This window comes from Saprospiraceae bacterium, from assembly GCA_016710235.1.
Lineage (GTDB): Bacteria > Bacteroidota > Bacteroidia > Chitinophagales > Saprospiraceae > Vicinibacter.
In genome coordinates, this window is the sequence record JADJLG010000001.1 from 3,452,053 (window position 1) to 3,471,218 (window position 19,166).

At 41.9% G+C, this 19,166-nt stretch carries 15 protein-coding genes and 1 pseudogene; 5 read left to right on the forward strand and 11 right to left on the reverse strand.

From position 1 onward, the window contains the following. Positions 1 to 131 precede the first annotated feature (131 nt). Positions 132 to 3,653, reverse strand: coding sequence for a M36 family metallopeptidase (locus IPI99_13740; GenBank protein ID MBK7341564.1), 3,522 nt, complete (start codon positions 3,651 to 3,653; stop codon positions 132 to 134). A 277-nt stretch (positions 3,654 to 3,930) separates the two neighbouring features. On the opposite strand from IPI99_13740, the gene rlmB reads away from it, so the two are divergent. The 4 genes from rlmB (at position 3,931) to IPI99_13760 (ending at position 6,640) form a co-directional block, all read left to right on the forward strand. Beyond that, positions 3,931 to 4,686: a 23S rRNA (guanosine(2251)-2'-O)-methyltransferase RlmB gene (gene rlmB, locus IPI99_13745; protein ID MBK7341565.1), complete on the forward strand. Its 756-nt coding sequence runs from the start codon at positions 3,931 to 3,933 to the stop codon at positions 4,684 to 4,686. 16 nt (positions 4,687 to 4,702) lie between these two features. Continuing rightward, complete coding sequence (locus IPI99_13750) at positions 4,703 to 5,590, forward strand: TraB/GumN family protein (protein ID MBK7341566.1); 888 nt, start codon at positions 4,703 to 4,705, stop codon at positions 5,588 to 5,590. Positions 5,591 to 5,597: 7 nt separating this feature from the next. Continuing rightward, positions 5,598 to 6,110, forward strand: a complete 513-nt coding sequence (locus tag IPI99_13755; protein ID MBK7341567.1) for a gamma carbonic anhydrase family protein — start codon at positions 5,598 to 5,600, stop codon at positions 6,108 to 6,110. 353 nt (positions 6,111 to 6,463) lie between these two features. Continuing rightward, a complete protein-coding gene (locus IPI99_13760) occupies positions 6,464 to 6,640 on the forward strand; it encodes a hypothetical protein (protein ID MBK7341568.1) in 177 nt (58 codons plus the stop codon). A gap of 343 nt (positions 6,641 to 6,983) precedes the next feature. Here the strand turns inward: IPI99_13760 and IPI99_13765 are convergent, their stop codons facing one another. From IPI99_13765 to IPI99_13810, 10 genes and pseudogenes are all read right to left on the reverse strand, one after another. Continuing rightward, positions 6,984 to 8,282: a hypothetical protein gene (locus tag IPI99_13765; protein ID MBK7341569.1), complete on the reverse strand. Its 1,299-nt coding sequence runs from the start codon at positions 8,280 to 8,282 to the stop codon at positions 6,984 to 6,986. A gap of 178 nt (positions 8,283 to 8,460) precedes the next feature. Next, positions 8,461 to 8,895, reverse strand: coding sequence for a cytochrome c (locus tag IPI99_13770; GenBank protein ID MBK7341570.1), 435 nt, complete (start codon positions 8,893 to 8,895; stop codon positions 8,461 to 8,463). Between the two features lie 106 nt (positions 8,896 to 9,001). Then, on the reverse strand, positions 9,002 to 9,214 hold the full coding sequence (locus IPI99_13775; GenBank protein MBK7341571.1) for a hypothetical protein: 213 nt from the start codon (positions 9,212 to 9,214) through the stop codon (positions 9,002 to 9,004). Next, positions 9,211 to 10,905, reverse strand: a complete 1,695-nt coding sequence (locus tag IPI99_13780; protein ID MBK7341572.1) for a VWA domain-containing protein — start codon at positions 10,903 to 10,905, stop codon at positions 9,211 to 9,213. The genes IPI99_13775 and IPI99_13780 overlap by 4 nt, the downstream gene beginning before the upstream one ends. 21 nt (positions 10,906 to 10,926) lie before the next feature. Continuing rightward, complete coding sequence (locus tag IPI99_13785) at positions 10,927 to 11,709, reverse strand: CbbQ/NirQ/NorQ/GpvN family protein (GenBank protein MBK7341573.1); 783 nt, start codon at positions 11,707 to 11,709, stop codon at positions 10,927 to 10,929. 12 nt (positions 11,710 to 11,721) lie between these two features. Further along, on the reverse strand, positions 11,722 to 13,083 hold the full coding sequence (locus IPI99_13790) for a cbb3-type cytochrome c oxidase subunit I (GenBank protein ID MBK7341574.1): 1,362 nt from the start codon (positions 13,081 to 13,083) through the stop codon (positions 11,722 to 11,724). 5 nt (positions 13,084 to 13,088) lie between these two features. Continuing rightward, positions 13,089 to 13,525: pseudogene (locus IPI99_13795) on the reverse strand (cytochrome c). A 6-nt stretch (positions 13,526 to 13,531) separates the two neighbouring features. Then, positions 13,532 to 15,547, reverse strand: a complete 2,016-nt coding sequence (locus IPI99_13800; protein MBK7341575.1) for a TonB-dependent receptor — start codon at positions 15,545 to 15,547, stop codon at positions 13,532 to 13,534. A 49-nt stretch (positions 15,548 to 15,596) separates the two neighbouring features. Further along, the gene (locus IPI99_13805; GenBank protein ID MBK7341576.1) at positions 15,597 to 17,255 is read right to left on the reverse strand and encodes a c-type cytochrome; all 1,659 of its coding nucleotides are present in this window, start codon (positions 17,253 to 17,255) and stop codon (positions 15,597 to 15,599) included. Positions 17,256 to 17,318: 63 nt separating this feature from the next. Then, the gene (locus IPI99_13810; protein MBK7341577.1) at positions 17,319 to 18,623 is read right to left on the reverse strand and encodes an alginate export family protein; all 1,305 of its coding nucleotides are present in this window, start codon (positions 18,621 to 18,623) and stop codon (positions 17,319 to 17,321) included. Positions 18,624 to 18,700: 77 nt separating this feature from the next. Between IPI99_13810 and IPI99_13815 the strand changes: the two genes are divergently transcribed. Next, the gene (locus IPI99_13815) at positions 18,701 to 19,105 is read left to right on the forward strand and encodes an Rrf2 family transcriptional regulator (GenBank protein ID MBK7341578.1); all 405 of its coding nucleotides are present in this window, start codon (positions 18,701 to 18,703) and stop codon (positions 19,103 to 19,105) included. Positions 19,106 to 19,166 lie beyond the last annotated feature (61 nt).

A 19,166-nucleotide genomic window follows, 5' to 3' on the forward strand; every position in this document is an offset into this window, starting at 1 on the left:
CAAAAAAAAATACATATATTTTTCAAATTCAATTCGGTTTCAAAGGATGTGTGCAAACTAAAGTGTACCTCTATAAATAAAAAAATCGGGTGGCCAGACTGAGTACGGCCACCCGAAAATTTTACTTCACACTATTGTTTTGTGATCTTTGTTCTATAATTGATATCCTTAGACTTGACTTCCAGAGTGTAAAGACCCGGTATCAAGTTGGCGATGTCTATTTTAGTTTGTTTACCTAATTCCCTAAATTCATTTTGGAATACAGTTCGCCCGGAAAGGTCCAGAAGACGCACTGTTACATTCGCTGTATTTTCCTTAGCAAACTTCAAATAAAGTTGATTGGATGTCGGATTCGGATAGGCGACAAGCTGTTTTGTGGTTACCTCAGGATCAATGCCTACAGTTTTATTGGATTCCACCAATGTACCCTTGCCTGAAAGTGTCATGCAAGTATTATCTCCAAGTCCGCTGGTTACACAGGCTTGTCCATTGTAAAATACTGGATTGATAAATTCAACTTCGTCCACCTTCCAGCCGCGAAAACCAACTCCTGTACCAGTCGTATTGTCATCAGAACCGTAATGAAATCTCACTCGTACCGTTTTACCATTCCATGGACTTAAATCAGCCACTACGGGAATGAAGCCTCCAGTATAACCGGAAAAACCCTCCAAATTAGGTACTGAAAATGTTCCATAGGCCAATTCACCATTATAAGTGTTGAGCGTGAAATTGTTGGTTTTCAATCTTGTCCATATTTTACCATCTTCCGTGATTTCAAGATATCCACCGTCTGCACGACTCTCAGTGTTCATGTAATGCTGATATAATAAAGATGGCTCGACTCCTGAAAGTTTAACAGGAGTCAATAATTCCAAATAAAGGTCTGATATAATCGTCGTATCTGGAACACTAAAACATCGGCTATCTGCTATTCCTCCATCGCTGTCAAAATTCCACAGTAGAAAGCCCTTGTTGATGATAATATCCCAGTTGTCATATGAACTATCGTCATTCATGGGGTCAATCCAAAATGTATTAGAATTCTGCCCTGCCGGAGTCGCCACCTGATATTTTATCACAATTTGTTGCAAGGAAGCCATATTGGCTATTTCCCAAACGATCTCTGTACCAGATACCGAGCTTGGAGCTAATGATGCTGAACCATTGATATATGAACAACCTGCTGGGATCTGATCTACAACTCGGACATGATTAGCCGCATCCTTACGAAGATTTCTCAATGTCAATTCATAATTGATCGGTTGGCCTGCTTTGACGATATAGTCCGCTTTCTTGTTCATCTTCAATTGATTTACACAAAGTGGCGCAGATTCAAGATCTTCCACCTCATCTCCTACTAAATTTGAACTACCTTGATTGGCAGAATATCCAAAACCTCGACGAGCAAAAACATCCCAGATCAGGCATTGATTTACACCTCCGTTATTGACCTCGTCAGCTTTTAAAATTGCATTTCTTCCATCAATAAATCCTGGAATACAAGGTTGAAGTTTCATCCCATCCATTACCAATTGGATACAAATATTATTGCCCGCATTTTTATTCTTGAAATCAGGATCGTAACCATATTTATCTGCCAATGCCCAATATAGATCCCATAAAACCAAGGTCCATATTTCTCCAAGATTGTGGACCTCCGCATCAATGTTTTTGTAGGTAAAATTGTTGACATTCAAATCTGTAGAGTAAGGCTTTCTTCGTATCCCTGTACCATCTACTTTCGCTCCGACCACATAGTTTCCGATACCTCTTATGTCAGATCCTTTTCTTGAAGCATTAGCACTCATGATGAGGGTCATAAAATCACTCCACCCTTCGCCCATTTGCTCAGCATTACCAAGACAAGCAGCTTGAGACGGGCCTCCTGTTAGCCTATTGGAGACCCCATGTCCAAATTCATGGCAGATGACTCCATTGTCAAAGTCTCCGTCAAGACTATCGGGAACAGCTAAATTGTTCTCAGGTTTTTTAATCGTAACGACGAGACCATTTTCTACATAAACCCTGATTCGGTCACATTCTTTTTTGGTGATATAATACGCCGGTATACTTACTTTACTTCCATCTACGCCACCATCCATACCAATGTTTTCATCTGTATGGCTGCAGATAATGACCGCTATAGCACCTGCATTTTGAGCATAAAAGGCTTTTGTTCCAAATTCACATTCCCCTCTCTCTATCAAAGCTATTTTACCGGTCAATTTTGCAACGTTCTGGGTATTTGAACATCCAAGTTTTTCCTTCCCCGGCGATTTGTCCTCAGACCATACTACATCCCCGGTTATAGGAGTAGTAGTAGGCGCCGGACCAAAATTTCCACGTATTGCATTCAGTGCACTTGCGAGGTTGTCAGGTTTAGTGATAAATGTTTCATTACCTGAAGATGACCAAAGGAACATCTGCATTCTTCCCGGAGAGCCATCTGCTAAAGTCAAAAAGTTGGCATTATTTGTTCCTGAACCATCTTGAGCTTCTGCATTGACTGCATCATTACCCTGTCCACCTTTTCCGTAATTGTTCACTTGAAAACTACCTGCTTTCTCGTCGAAACCAAAACCATATAATATGTCGTGCATCATGTTGTTGACATAAAAGAGGTTGGTCACAGCTGCTTTGGTGTAATCCGGCGGTTCTTTGCTTTGATCAAATGGAAAATCAAATATCAGGTCTTTGCCTCCGTCAGGTTGATTCCCATCATTGACATTGTCACCGTTGCGGTCCAAATAAGCATTGACGTTATTTCCACGAGTGACTGTATTTTCTGCTCCGGCACTGCCATTCGTGTCATGCCATCCATATGGTGAAGCCAGTGGACTCGCTGGATTGACGACAATCGTCCTCGGCCCATCCAATGGACTTTCAGCCGGAAACGCGATTACATTGTACGAATTTGGCGCTGCAGGTCGAACAACCGGACTGGCTTGAGATACTCCACTACTGTGTTGATGATCTGCTTGACGACAAGATCCTGGGCTTGTACTTCCAAAATTACAATGGACTATGTAGTCATTCTGATGTAAGACCTCACCTGTCCTTGCATCTACTTTGATGCCCGGATGTTGGTCAGTGTAATTGAGATCAAGACTAAAATCATAAACCAATCTCAGACTTCCGTCTTTCATGGGAAAGTACATCAGTCTAACGGGAATCTCGCTGTTTGTAAAATTTGTTACCGGAAAATAGCTAATCGCTTTATCATCCGTACGGGAAATCTTAGTTGGCACCAAAGCATTTGGCACTCCCAGGTGTTGTACTGCTACCAGGAGGGCATCTGAAGCGCTCAATCGGGCAGTAGTGGCATTTACAGTGGAGGATAACTTGCCATAAAATCTATTCGGGCTCTCGATCACTTTACCTTCTTTGGTAATATGAACAGAAGTTACCGCATTGTAAATCGGAATTCCTTTGTATTGCTGTTGAAAATACACATGCGTAAGACCATTGTGGTCTGTAGTGTACATGTCTGAAATAATTAAATCACTTAGATCAGCTTGTTGCAAGCCCCACGATTCAGCTTGTTGAGCCAGAAACTGTCTCGCTTTCCGGTCAGCAGACTGTCCAGACAAGGATGAAATATTCATGACTAAAAACCCTAGAATCAATAATTTACATATTTTAATTTTCATGCAGATGATTTTTCATTTGATGTGCTAAGTTAATATGTTTTTTTGCAGCTCAATTCTTTTTTGACAAATTCCTATCCAAATCTTTGACTGAATATTTTCTTCTTGCGTCTGCAATATTTGGCCGGGATCTCACTCAGCGTTTTCCAATTATAAAGGAGAGCGAGAATTAACCAATCCGGATCCTCAATAGGATTTAAAAATTATTAGAAGAGGTACCTACATCATCGGGATTAATATGACCTTTGTCTATTGACCATTCTCTCTTCATCTTTTTTCTATGAAACAAAAAGAATCCGAAGGCCTCATCATTGGAAAGAACGCTTTGCGAGAGGCTTTTGCTGCCGGTAAGTCACTACAAAAAGTTTTTTTGCAAGACAGTCTCGAGAACGAAAGCCTCACTGAGCTCCTCAAACTATGCCGAAAAAATAAGGTACCCGTCTTACAGGTACCCAAATCCAAACTCGATCGGTTAACCAGATCACAGCATCAGGGTGTTGTGGCGATGGTGAAATGGGTCGCTTTTCAGGATTTGCAAGATGTCATTGATCTGGCATATCAATCAGGTGTGGACCCTTGTTTTCTTATTTTGGATCGGATAACCGATGTCAGAAATTTTGGTGCCATCGCTCGATCCGCAGAGGTGTTTGGTATAAATGGCTTGATCATACCCAAAAAAGACAGTGCGCCTATCAATCAGGAAGCTATCAAAGCATCTGCAGGGGCCTTACTCCGTTTGCCGGTCTCCCAGATTAGTGAGTCACAACATGCCGTCAAAACTTTGCAGCGAAACGGCTTCCGTGTCATCGCCTGTACCGAAAAGAGTTCTGCATCCTTGCGCGAAAACATCAGTCCTGGTGCTACGGCCTTCGTGCTCGGTTCTGAAGGTGAAGGCATCTCAGAACAAGTATTGCAATTCTGTGACGCCACAAGTACAATCCCACAGCTTGGACAAATATCCAGTCTCAATGTATCTGTTGCTGCAGGAATTATTTGTTACGAATGGATGTTGTTTCAGCAATCTAAATCATCATAAAACTGTTTTGTCAGACATGAAATATCGCATACACTTCTTTTTTTTAGTATTCAGCTTGATACTGAACCATGTAATCGCTCAGGAAAAACTGGCCCATTCCTTACTTTGGAAAGTGACGGATCCTCAGACTCAGCGTTATGTGTACATTTTCGGGACAATTCACATGATCCCTGAATCTGATTTTTTCTGGCCTCAACAGTTGGACACTGCTATCAAACAATCCGGCAAAATCGTCTTCGAAATTGATATGAACGAAATCGCCGACCCAAATAAAATATTCGAGCTCATGCCTTTGTTGATGATGAGAAACGATACCAGCCTGGCGGACCTCTTATCCGTAGATGAAATGAAAGTAATCAGTGATCATTTTGAAAAATTGGGTTTGCCCATGATTTTAATTTCTAAATTTAAACCACTGTTTCTTTCGGTAATGGCCAGCGATGGTATATCAGGTGATGCCTTACAAAGCGGCAATTATAAATCTTATGAGTTGGTTCTGCAAAATTTGGCGGACAGTCTTGAGAAGGAAACCGGAGGACTTGAAACCATTAATTTTCAAGTCAGCTTGTTCGACGCTATACCTTATAAAAAGCAAGCCAAAATGTTGCTGGATGCCATCCAACAAAGTAATAGTGGTTCGGACTCTATGTTGGCAAAATTGGCCAAAGACTACCGCAGCCAAAACCTGGAAGAGATGGCTGAAGCTGCAGAGAAAGATCCGGGCACAGCTGAATTTCTGGAATTGTTGCTGTATTCGCGAAACAGGAACTGGATTCCCCTGATCCGCAAACACATGGAAGAAAAGGTCTGCCTGATAGCGGTGGGGGCAGGACACCTTGGTGGACCAAATGGGATCCTCCGACTGCTACAGAAAGAATCGTATATTCTCACTCCAATGAATTAAACAAATCATGGCATTGATCAAATCCGTGAGAGGACATTTGCCGCAATTTGGAAAAGGATGTTGGATGGCCGATAATGCCAGTCTCATCGGAGATATCATATGTGGTGACAATTGTACATTTTGGTTTCAAAGCGTCGTCAGGGGTGATGTTGCCGCCATTCGTATCGGTGACGAGGTCAATATCCAGGATGGAGTGATCGTCCATGGGACCTTTGAGAAAGCTGATACCACCATCGGTGATCAGGTAAGTATTGGCCACAGAGCAATAGTGCATGGTTGTACTATAGGCAGCAGGGTGCTTATTGGTATGGGAGCAATCGTCATGGATCATGCGCTTATTCAGGACCAAGTAATCGTCGGTGCGGGATCATTGGTATTGGAAAATAGTGTATTAGAATCCGGTTTTGTGTATGCAGGATCTCCGGTGAGAAAAATCAAAGCTATAGACCCAAAGCAATTTGAATTTTTTGTCACTCGTACTGCGAGAAATTATCAGATGTATGCTTCCTGGTTTGAGTAATCAAAATAATTAAAAATAATGAACTCGACTTTTTCATCCTGTTCATTTCTTTTTCAAAGCTCAGTTTAGAAGTTATACGTCTTTAAAACCTGATCACTCAATATCACTTTGCAAATCGCCAACTTTAAGGCGGTGTGAGCCTGATACGGCGAAAAATTGAGTACGAATGATTCAAGTTACTTCACCGATACTTCACGGATACTTGATCAAGAGCAATTTTTTAAAATCCTGAATTAGCATAATCAAACAAAAATGTGAACTGTGAATCCACCAGTCAAAATGTATAGCTATTGCTTAGCTTATTATCCGAAGTAAAAAGAACGAACTAATTGAATTTCAAAAATTGAAATGAAATGAAACAAGAAAATAATCCACGTGAAAAAATCCATTTCATCAGGATGTGTTTGGGTTACAGTATAAACATAAAAATACTCTGTTTTAGTATTTTACCACACTGCCGGATTGAAGGAGATGATGCTCATACAGTATGCGATAATACATCAAACCCGATGGGTAGATTTACACTATAGACAAATATTGAAATTCATCCTATTAACATACAATTCGTCAATCATAATTGTCATCTTACAACTTTAAACCTAGATTTTGAACTGTGGTTCGTGGTGAGAATCAAAATGGTAAAAAACCAAGTGCTTATATGGTGACAGAATCAGAGCAAAACAAACTGATCAAATGATTTGATACAATCATGAAGGAAGCAAGTGCAGTTGCATAGGCTAGATTACAAAAACTTAGCTAATGAATCAAACATAGTGCAAAGCTTTTATTTTGTAGAACGATTGACACCTCTTTGAAATTCAGCTGCAAAATTTGGTACTATAACCAAGATTTCAGTAGGATGTATCAAATACCTTAGTGTGAGCAGTCGCTCTCTGCGTGGATCTGTCCGCCAGAACTCATCTGTACATTGCACTTCGTCCATACAACTTCCTTGTCTTCTGTGAAGTCTGCAGTAATCTGGTGAACATCAACGGGAAAGTCCTTGGTTTGAACCGCAACAGGGCTCGCTCCCGGCAAACAGGACTGACCATTTTCATTGATTTTGTAGAATGCCAGTTGCAATGTTTTATCATAGATCATCACAGTCTGATCAGCAATCTGTAGGGCAGAAACTATTTGCTGATAAGATGGACATGGAATCAATTGCATCCATTTTATGTCTCCCGAAGCTTTCATACCGGCTTGAAGAAAACCACCTGATCTTCCATAACCATCACCCACCGCGATAAGATCACCATTGGGAAGCTCCACAGAATTTTTAAAACTCAGATTTTGGGCTGCGGGAAATGTTTTGGCCCAATGTATGGCTCCGTTTTCAGAACTAGACATGGCAAATGGCACTGCAATGCCATTCGTGCTCACTGATCCCCAGTGGTACAAATTTTTGTTTTTTGTCTGTACGACGCCGTCTAAACTAAAATCCTGCAGGAGTGAATTGTCTAAAATATACGATACCAAAGAAATGATCTCTCCTTGGGAACTGCACAATACCGTAGTGTAGAGTAAATATTTTTTTCTGGTTTCACCGTCGATATAGGCGCCTTTTTGTTTGAAACAAATCAAAAAATTGTCACCTGTCACAGGAAGAATTGCGGACAACTGATCTACATGTTCCAGTTGCCTCACCCACAATAGCTTTCCATCCGAACCCAAAAGGCAGAAGTGCATGACATACGAATCGGCTCCGGGTTTTTTACTACTGATCAACAGTTCACCTCTCGAGTTGGTAGCAGTCTGAGACTCGTTTCCCGCACTGAGTTGATTGCTGGACATTGCCCACACGACATTCATCTTTTGGTCGATTTTGGCAACAAAAGGAATTCGGTTTTCACCAAAATGACCGGAGGCAAAACTGTACTGATCTGCAGTGACAAAATGCTCCACTCTCCAATTTTCTTTGTCATCTCCCAGTTTATAGATCTGGATTTGAGAAGCATCCGAAGGCATTTTTGCCAAAAATCCATATTTGGTCTCTTTATTGGGGCTATCTTCCTTCCACAAGCTGCTTTCTCCTGCGACGACAATCGCTTTTTCTCCGGATAGCACTGCACTGGTAGTTATACCCTTGGTTTTAAAATATCCCGCAGCCTGGTCTCCCCGTTGAGCTGTGCAAGAACTGATGATAACCACAAACAGCAAACTCAGTCTCATATTAAATTTTTTTCGCAAATATAATCTTAATCCCAAGTATTATTCCGAGAAGCTGAGTTGGAGGATCACAATCCCACAAAACCACCCACAGGTACCTGCTTTTTGCAAAAATAAAAGGGTGGAATTTTGGCCCACCCTTTTCTATCAAATGAAAAAATTCAGTGCAATTTATTTTTACTCACTTCGCATCCTGAGCTCTTAGGTATTCCAATATTGCACGCGCTTTCGTCTCATCAAGACCTGCAGTTGACATCGCCGTATTGTTAAACTCAGCAAACAGCGCTTTGGCATCAGGATCATTTTTAACCATCTCTTCGTTGTGTAGCAAAATATTCATCAACCAGTTCGCACTTCTCTTTTGAGTCACACCCTTCAAGGCTGGACCAATGAGCTTCTGGTCAAATTTATGGCAAGCCACGCAGATTTTACCAAACTCCGCTTCTCCTGCTTTTACCATGGCTTCGTCAATCGCCGGAAGATCGCCTTTGATGTATTGCTTCATTTCCCATGATTCTACCATTGATGTCGGCTTGGATGAATTTGTGTTATTCTCTTTCGTCGGACCTGAGGAACATGAAACCAACATTCCTATTGTCAAAATAGAAAATAACATTACAATAATTTGTCTTTTTTTCATTTTTATATAATTTTAATAAAATTAATTTTTTGTAATATAAACGGATTTAAATTTGTGACAAAAATATCACAAATCTTTCTAATCAAGCTTGTCGCACATGAAAAAAAGCTTCATTATTTTGGCAGTAATATTTAGTTTGGCATCCGGGCTCCTTTTGCTCGGCTACAAAAAAGAATGTAGCGATATCCAAAGAGACTGCGGCGATTATTGTTATTGCAGGTATCATGTATGTATCAGTCGGATTTTGGCCTTCCCTCTCGACTCGACGCAGCAGTTTCAAGAGAGAATTTGTCATTGAGACTGTGCTATTTTTTGATACAACTGCTGGAGAACAAACGACAACTTTTCTGCATGTGTAACAATACTGAAATGCTGTCGGCCAAACATCATCGGCAAATAAAATTTTGCAGTATCTTCAATGGCTACCGCGTGGTATTGAATTTGTTTTTGTTTCATTTCTTTCAAAGCCTGCTTGATATCCTCCATTCCGTGTTTGCCTTCATACTTGTCATAATCTGTCGGCTTTCCATCTGTCAGGACGATTAGCCATTTTGATCTGGCTCGCGATTTTTGGAGCAAGGTACTGCTGTGGCGCAATGCCGGACCAATGCGCGTAAATCCCTGAGCCTGAATGGCACCGATACTTTGAATTGCACTTCGCCAGCTCTGTTTGAAATGCTTCAGCGTGACGTAGGTACAGAAATTTCTCGTTTTAGAAAAATAAGCATCAACCTGAAAGTCTAGCTCAAAATCGCTCAAAGCCTCACCCATACTCAGTATAGCTCTTTTCTCAATATCCAGGACTTTTTCATTGTTGATATAACTGTCACTGGATAAGCTGATATCGATCAAAAACAAAATCGACAGATCCTTTCTATTTCTTCGTTTTGACAAATAGATTTTATCATCCGCCTGTATGCCTGCCTGGAGATCAATGTGCATATCGTGCAATGCGTCAATATCAAATTCGTCACCGTGATTCATCCGACGCACTTGTGTCCATTGGTTATAAAACCTAGACAACTCCTTTTTCAAAATAGTTATTTGCCTGTGGCTATCCCTGATCATTTGGCCCCCCGTGGTGGATCTGACTGACTTGAACAATACCGGAAAAACCTTGCAGTAATCAGGCAGGTATTTTTTCTGTACATAGTCCCACTCCGGGTATGGATAGAAATGGTCGCTCTGCTTGAGCTCTTTGCATTCAGCCACCGTGAACTGACCATTGTACTCAGCCTTGTATATGGAGTGGACGATATCATCAACACGTACGACATGTTTTAGATTGAGTTCATCCAGTGCTTCCATATCCTCCTGAAGACTGTCTCCACCGTCAAAATCTCTCCAGACTCCGTCAAACTCTTCTGCCGTCTCTACTTTCTCAAAATTGTGGGTAAGCATGTATTCTTCCTGCTTTTGGCGATCGACTTGCAAAACGCTCACCGACTCCACGGCTTTTGATTTTAATTCAGTGGAAATTTCTTGCTCTTTTTGAACAGAAGATGCAAACGTCGCAGGCCCTGTTTCCAGCCCCTGGATTGCTTGATCATTTGGAATAAAAGTTTCGGTCAACCAACTTATATCCGGCAATCCATCCATCAAACGAAGTCGGATCTCAGTCGCCCGAGGAAAATCTTTCTCCAATGTTTCTATAATCATATCTGAGCTTAGTCCATGATCTGGGCTAGTCAAGTCCAGCAGATAATGGTAACATAAATAAAGCACACGATACAGATAAAATGCATCATTGAGGGACTTTTCAGAGTAAAAGTCTATCTGTTGAGGAAGATAAAAGTAAATCCCTTTGCGACCTCCCTTCATCAATGCCGGCGAAATTTCAATAGCTACTTTACAGATTGCCCTGGAGATGAGCAAAAGAGATTGGAGTCGCTCAGTCAGAAATGAACATGAACTAGAAAATGATGGAGCGTTCTTCTTCTTTCGCCATGCAAAAAATTTTTTAAATAGTAATTCCTGTAGGTCCAAGACAAATTATTGATTTCAAGCCTATAAAGCGAGATTGGCCAGGTCTTCCAAAGTGGTCAATGTCTCAGGATCATCTGTCAGTGGCTCCAGCATAGCTGCTTTGACTGCCAACCTCGGTGGCAATCCTCTGCTGATCAGTTTTGCAGCATCGACGATAAGCCTTGTGGAGACCGTCTCCATCAAACCCAATTCGTGTAGATTTCTGATCCTATTGGAGATTTGGATTAGTTTTTCTACTTGTGCCTGGGCTAGAGCTGTTTCCCCTTGAACGATTTGAGCTTCTATCGAAGCAGAAGGATATTGAAATGAAATCGCAACGAATCTCTGCCTTGTGGATGGCTTGAGATCTTTCATACTTTTTTGGTAACCCGGATTAAATGATGCAACAAGCATAAAGTCGTGGTGTGCTTGTATCTCAGTGCCCAACTTATCGATGAACATATTCCTTCTAAAATCCGTGAGGGAATGTATAGCTACGAGTATATCCGGTCTCGCCTCAGCGATTTCATCCAGATAGATGATGGAGCCTGATTTAGCTGCTATGGTGAGTGGACCATCTATCCAAGCGGTCTCATTGCCACGCAAAATAAATCTGCCGATGAGGTCGGTGGAAGACGTTTCTTCATGACAGGTGATCGTGATCAGGTCTTTGTCCAGTTTGTAGGCCATATGCTCCACAAATCTCGATTTTCCTGAACCAGTGGGCCCCTTCAACAAAAGGGGCAACTGGTTCAAATAACAATGTTCAAATATCAAATTTTCTCGACCTGTACTTTGGTAAAAAGGTTCTTTTTCAAACTTCATCCCTTATAGATCTCATTTAGCGGGAACAAAATGGTCTTCTACTGGACGGACTGCCTCGTCTTTGGGAGTACCATACTGGACAAAATCAATGATATAGAGTATTATACCAAACAAAAACAAGCATCCTGACGCCAGCATGATGACAAAGTGTATTGATATTTCGTTTTGCGCATCCATAAACTCAATTCCCATTCTTCGCTCCAGATAAACCTGTGCTACACCTGCTGCTGCCAGAGCTGTGGTCATTCCCAACATGCCTATATTCGAAGTCCAGAATGCAATTTGTCCCCGAGCGTTCTGATAAAGCTTACGCCCTGTCAGCATAGGCATGGCATACGAGATAATAGCCAATACCAACATCCCATAAGCACCCCAAAAAGCCAAATGGCCATGCATTGCAGTCACCAATGTACCATGTGTCCACAGATTGACCGACGGTAAGGTATGTGCCATTCCAAGCAATCCGGCTCCGGCAAATGAAGTGATCGCACATCCGAGCGTCCAATACAGCGCAATGGTATTTGGGTGTTTCTGGCCTCCTCTGCGATACATTGCAAATGCAAACAAAGCCATTCCCAAAAATGCCAATGGCTCTAACGCAGAAAAAATACCGCCTATGATCAACCAATACCTGGGTGCACCTATGAAGTAATAATGATGTCCTGTACCCAATATTCCCGATATGAATGTGAGACCGATGATAACATAGAGCCACTTCTCGATGACCTCTCTGTCCACTCCTGTAAGCTTGATCAGTAGATATGCAAGAATTCCTCCCATGATCAACTCCCAAACTCCTTCCACCCACAAGTGTACCACCCACCATCTGAAATATGAATCTAAAGTCTGACTCTCAAACCATATCATTCCGGGCAGGTAGAGCAATGCAGCAAAAACCAGACCCATAGTCAACACCATAGCTGTCGTTGTCCTTTGTTTACCTTTAAACAAAGTGGCCAGTATCAAAGCTAAAAAGAGCAATACATTGATAACCACCAGGTAATCCAGAGGTCTTGGTATCTCCAGGAATTTTCTGCCTTCCCACCAGTTCATGTGATAACCGGCGACCGCTACTACTCCGACAAGTGCAAAGCTGTAAAACTGCAATTTGGCCAAAGGGACCGAAACAAGTTCATTCTGACTTTCTTCAGGGATGATATAATAGGCCGCCCCCATGAATCCACTCAGCAACCAAACAACCAACAGGTTGGTATGCGTTGCTCTAGCAGTATTAAATGGGATAAAGCTATGAAACCACTCATCATAACCGATGCGACCCAGGGCCATGATAATCCCATAGACGATCTGCAAAATGAGCAAGAGCATGCTCAGGGCAAAAAATAAATATGCGACTTTCTGTGATTGATATTTCATGATTCTTATTGTTTTGGAGGTTGAGACATAACCGGCTTAGGTGGAAATCCATTCAAATCGATTTCGCCGCACCATTTCAAAAATGCAATCATATCTGAGGCATCCTGATCTGACATACCATAGGCTACCATGAGACGTCCACGAGGACCCCAGGGCATCTTGGAAGTCAAAATAACTTTGATCATTTCAGGTCCGCGCCGCTCGACAACCTTGGTCAATTCAGGTGCATAATATGCACCTTCACCTAGCAGGGTGTGGCAACCCATACAATTGTTTTCTCCCAAATTATTTTTCCTCTGGTGACTTCGGGCGTAATATTGGCCGCATTGGTCTGCCGAGGTACTTCATTGGCAAGACTATGCCAGGTCAATCCCAGAAATACTGCGAATGACAGGATCGTCCCTCCAAAAAAGAAAATCTGTGCATTTTTCTTTGAAAACATATGTGTTTACTTTGTTGGTTTACGATTGAAAAAGTATTGACATCCGATGAAGTAAGTTCGACCCCATAGGAATAATGAGCTGGTATGTGCAGCTCCCGAAAGCAAAACCTGCTCTTCGAGATTGGTCTTATTCAATATGTTTTTTACTCCGGAATTGAGCTCTATGCTGTGTTTGAAAAGATGCACTGACAACATGGCGTCCAAATTGTCGAGTGCAGCCGTCTGGGTTGCAAAATACGCTTTCTTGGCTTTGTCATAAGCATATGCCGGTCTTTCTCCTCGATGTTTGTAAAACACCGCAAATGTGGAGTGCAAGGCCGGAACACAGTATTGAATTCTTGCATTGTAATCTTTCGACAACAGAAACTTATCCAACTGTGAGGATAGAGCTTCGGTATAAAAATCATTGCGGTTCCAGAACATGTGTTGTCCGTAGGATAGCGATAGGAACTTCCACAAAGTCAGCTCAGCATCCCATTTTATACCGTAAGTTTTATCGTGGTTGATATTGATATAATTCCTGCTATTCTGGATGATCGGACTCAAGGCAATGAGATCTTTCAGATCATTGTAATAGGTCTTGACCTGGATGGAATGAGGCAAAGGTATCGATGGTAAAACCAGTTTAAGCCCCAGCTGGTATTGATCTGAAGATTCAGGCTTCAAGTCAGAATTACCTGTAATATGATAACTGGTTGGTCCGACAAATGTGTAAAAATCCAAGTACAATTCCTTCATACTTGGCGTGCGAAAGCCTCTAGAATAATTTGCCCAAATATGGCTTTGTGGCAAGAATTCGTAGTTTACACTCAGCGTAGGCGTGGGTACTGACTTACCATACGAATAATGACTCCACCTCACAGCAGGCTCCAGACTCAATTTTTTGAAAGGCATCAAACGAACAGCAGCAAACACTGCGCCTTCACTCAGTTCTTGCTGGCGATCCAGAATTCTCCTTCCCGTAGTTGTCTCATGATTGAATTCCAGACCGGCAAGCCCCTGATACCATTTGTTTTCAGGTGTAAAACTGTAAGTGGCTTTCCCATGCCAGGTAAAAAATCCGGTTGTATCTGCCGCAGACTGATTAGCATCCAAAGTGGTTTCGTCTTTGGTTACATCAGTGGTGTAGTATTTCTGAAATCTTTTGTACAAAGAGTAAGAGACATCAACATCCCAGTAATGAGCTTTGCCGCTACTTAAATTATAATGGACCGAATTTACCCATCTTCTTGTGGAATAATACACATCCTTAGCGATCTGATTTGTATCTGCATTGCCCAAATCAAAGAGATTGTCTTGAGTGAGTTGAGACCTGAGTTGAACACCACTCCTCTTCATCAAATATGCATACTGAAAATATCCTGAATATTGATTGCGATTCTCCCAATCTTCAGCTCTTTGACCATTGAAAGAAACGCCATCAAAAAAATAAGCATTCGCGCCTGTTTGCAAGTGATGTTTGTGGTGATTGAACGAACTGTTGAATTTGAATTCTTTGGCTCCAACTGACTCGTAATTGGCGCCAACCTGGATAGACCAGGGATATTTCCGCTCGATATCGGTGATGATATTGATCGTTCCGCCAAGTGCGTCTGTGCCATGATACACGGATGATGGGCCTTCGATGATTTCAATGCGCCGAACATTGACCAGCGGAATCTGATTGAGATCAATGACTCCATCCAATCGACCCACAACAGGAATCCCATTTACCATGATTTTCACGTTCTCTTTTGAAATTCCGTTGATCTGAGGGCTGCCCCCAAATACTGAAGCCTGGGCTATGTCAAAGGACAATTCCTGCATTAAAGCGTCTCTGAGTTGATGGGCTCCCGTCAGCTTGAGTTGATTGGAAGTAATCACTTTAACGGGTGTGATGACCCGATCTATTTGGGTCGGCTTGAATTGTGCAGTTATGACAACTTCATCCAACAGCTCAGGAGGTCGGGTTGAATCTAATACCTGAGCTGTAGATGAGCTGATAATAAAGCAAATAATATGAAGAAAAATATATTTTTTCACTTATTTTTATTTGTCTATTACAAATATTTACCAATTAATATATGGCTTATTAATAAATATCTGCCATTGTATTAAAGACATTGAATTTTCCTGTCGGAGTGACTACCCAATCACCCACGATCTCTTTTTTGAGATTGAGAGTTTTATCATCATAAACCAGAACTGCATTCTCTTCCGGTTTATTCATCTTACCCCACACAGAGATCCAAACTTCGTTGCCGTCCTTGTTGTATTCCATATGGACTGCCCTGCCATGATACTTCGCAGGGACAACCAAACTTTTGACCAATTTGAGGCTGCTGATATCATAAACGTCGATGGTTCTTTGCAATATGGAGTCATTGCTCAAAGCTCTGTCGGCCCATAGGTGCATTGATTTGGGGTGAGATTTCACAAACAGATTGCCGCCTCCGTCACCAGATCCTTTGATCGTTGTGACTTCTTTAAATTGATTGGGTCCGGGATCCGTACCAATGAAAGAAAGGCGGTTTTCGCCCACGTGGCCTGTGACCCACATATTGCCGTATTTGGCATTCTTTATGTTTGCTCCACGACCGGGGTGAGGTTTGGTACCAACATCTATGATAGTTTTGAGTTTCTTGTCTTTCACGTCAACCACCACCAGTTTGTTGCTTGCATTGGCTGCTACTATAAAATATCTTCCCGTTTTATCCCAACCGCCGTCGTGTAGGAATTTTGCAGTTGGAATTCTCACAGTGTTTTCTTCTATTTTGTTTAAATCAGAATAGTCAACGAGCATCACCATACCGGTCTCTTTGACGTTGACCACCCACAATGGATCTGTGTGCGAAGCAACAATCGATGCTACCCTGGCCTCCTCCAGAAAAGGACCATTGTCCAATTCTTTTCCTGAGGTTTTCACTACTTTCAAAGGCTCCAAAGTAAGCGCATCCATGATTACATAATGAGATGGTGTATAACCACCGACAATCACGTACTTGTCTTTGAAATCTCCTTTAGGGCCGTTGTACTTAGATACTTCTACAGAACGAGCATCAAAGGATGCTTTTCCTTCCGCAACTACTGTAGGCGTTTTCATCCACAAATCGATCAGGGTAATCTTGCCATCACGGCCAATACTATAGAAATATCTGCCTGATGCTGTGGATCTTAAAATATGAACGGCGTAACCCGTTTCGACGATAGCCACTTTCTCTTTGGTATCACCGTCTATGATAGCAACCTTGCCAGCATCGCGTAACACGACACCAAAATAATTTTGCCAATTGCGGTTGTGTTCAGGTTTTGTGGGTCTGTCTGCAACAGGTATATGCAATTTCCATTTCGATTTCATATCCTCCATTGTCCATGCAGGGATCGGAGGTGGAGGTAATTGTATAAAACGGGCCATCAAATCGATCTCTTCAGGTGTAAGGATTCCTTGCTTTCCCCAGTCAGGCATACCTCCAGGGGTACCATTGGTAATGAATGCTTTCAAACCTGCCGTACCTAATAATGCCGTTCTTTTTTCTGGCAACAGAGAAGGACCTGTAGCTCCATTGCGTGACGTGCCATGACATCCGGCGCAGGTCTGGAAATAAATTTTCTTGGCTTGCTCCATCTCATCATCCGTGAGGCTTGCTTTACCATCGGCAGAAACATGCCCGGATTTTGATGCGACTGTCGTTTCCGCACCTTTTATTTTACTTTTCTCTGACTTACACTGGAATAGCAAGATCGCTATCATTGCCATTCCCAGAATTTTTATAAAACTCTTCATATAATGATTTTTTTAATGTATAAAATTGATTTACTGCTTAATGACTTCATGCTTCAAAAATGTAGGGGTGTAGCTAAGCATAACCCAGGCCCAATTCTGCGTTTCATTGTACTTACCGCCCTTGAGATACCCCAAGGTTTCTGTAGCCAACATTTGGGAATATCCCAATTGACATTTCACAGCATCGGAAAACATAAAATCCAGATAAAGGTCTAACTCTGTGCCCAGATTGGCAGGAGCAGCTTCTTGTGTGCCCGGTTTTTTAACATCAGCTGCGGCAGAAAAATAATGGAGGTCAGCTCCTAAACCGCATTTGCTGAATTTGGTATTCCACTTAACATATATATCCTGCAAACCCACAGAATTGAGATGATTTCCGACGTAGAAATAATCCATATGACCATTGAATTTATGGTTGGTACCATACCAGGGAGTGAATGAGTTAAGTTTTTCAGATGGGTCCACCTGGGAGCTGCCTGATTGAAGTTCATATCCCAGTGTGATACTATTTTTGGCATTGATCGCATAGCCGAGGTCCAGCCCCAACAGGTAGGCAGAAATATCCTGATCTGCCGAAATAGCTCTTTTACCCAGTTGGTAATAGAGATTTGCCAGGATAGTGAATTTGCCGGTTTTGTAGTTGAGATGAGTACCGAGGGTTTGATTGAACTTAGTCTCTTGGTTTGACACATTATTGCTATCCAAAGAAAGCACTTGCATGCCGAGATTCAATGCCAACAAACTTACTCCCAATTTGGAAAAATTGGTATGGTACCACAGATATTGCATGGTTTTGTAGTTGGATGCATTGAGATAGAGATTGGAATTCAATCTGGCAATATCCTGATTGTAAGCCAAACCAATATCGAGTGATGATTTGGCAGAAGGAGAGTACTTCAACAATAAAGCATCATGGCTTCTCGCTGATTGAGCCCAACCCACATTTCCGAAAATGCGGTGGTCATCATATACGATTTCCTGTCTTCCAATCTTTAAAGCCCACTTGGCTCCTTTACCGATGGTAGGCATGATCCATGCTTCGTGGATGGACACAGCCCTATCTTCATTTTCGTTAAGCTGCGACTGATTTCCCCAGGTTCTGACATCCTGCAAGCTCAGGTATGCGGTCATTTTTGATGCACCGTATTTGAGGTTTAGGCGAGATCTCTGAGTAGTGAAAAATCCCGGATCTTGATCTGCAGCTGCTAATGTTTTGAGCCCATGAGCGTATTCCGTCCGCGGTCGAAACTCACCGGAAAGTGTAAAAGTCTGTGCAGACAGTGTATGTACGAAAGCGCACAACACTGATAATGAAATAGTTAGTATTTTTTTCATGCTTCGTTTTTTGCAAATTTATGATATTTTTATCTTTTTATCATTTTTCAATAAATATTTTTATATTACTTTTGCACATGCTTTCGAAAACGAGCAAATACGGCCTCAAAGCGACGACCTACATGGTTAGCCACCATGAAGCAGGCAAGCTCTTCAAAGTGGAAGAGCTGTCTACGGAACTCCAAATCCCCAAACATTTTTTGGCCAAGGTCATGTTGGATTTGACAAAAAAAGGGATATTGTCTTCGGTGAAGGGTCCACGAGGCGGATTTTACTTCAGTGACATACAACTTGAGTTTACACCTGCAGACGTCATCTTTGCGCTGGAAAATGACGATTTTCTGAGGACATGTATTATGGAGATACGACCTTGCGATTTGCAAAAAACCTGTCCTTTCCACAACAAGTATTCCGTTATCAAACAGGAGATCATTTCGGGATTGCAGTGCAATACATTCAGGGATCTCATCAGTACATCTTAAAGCTGTTATATCCGGATTGGCGCAGCCGGTAGGGACAGATTCTGAAGACAACACATGATAA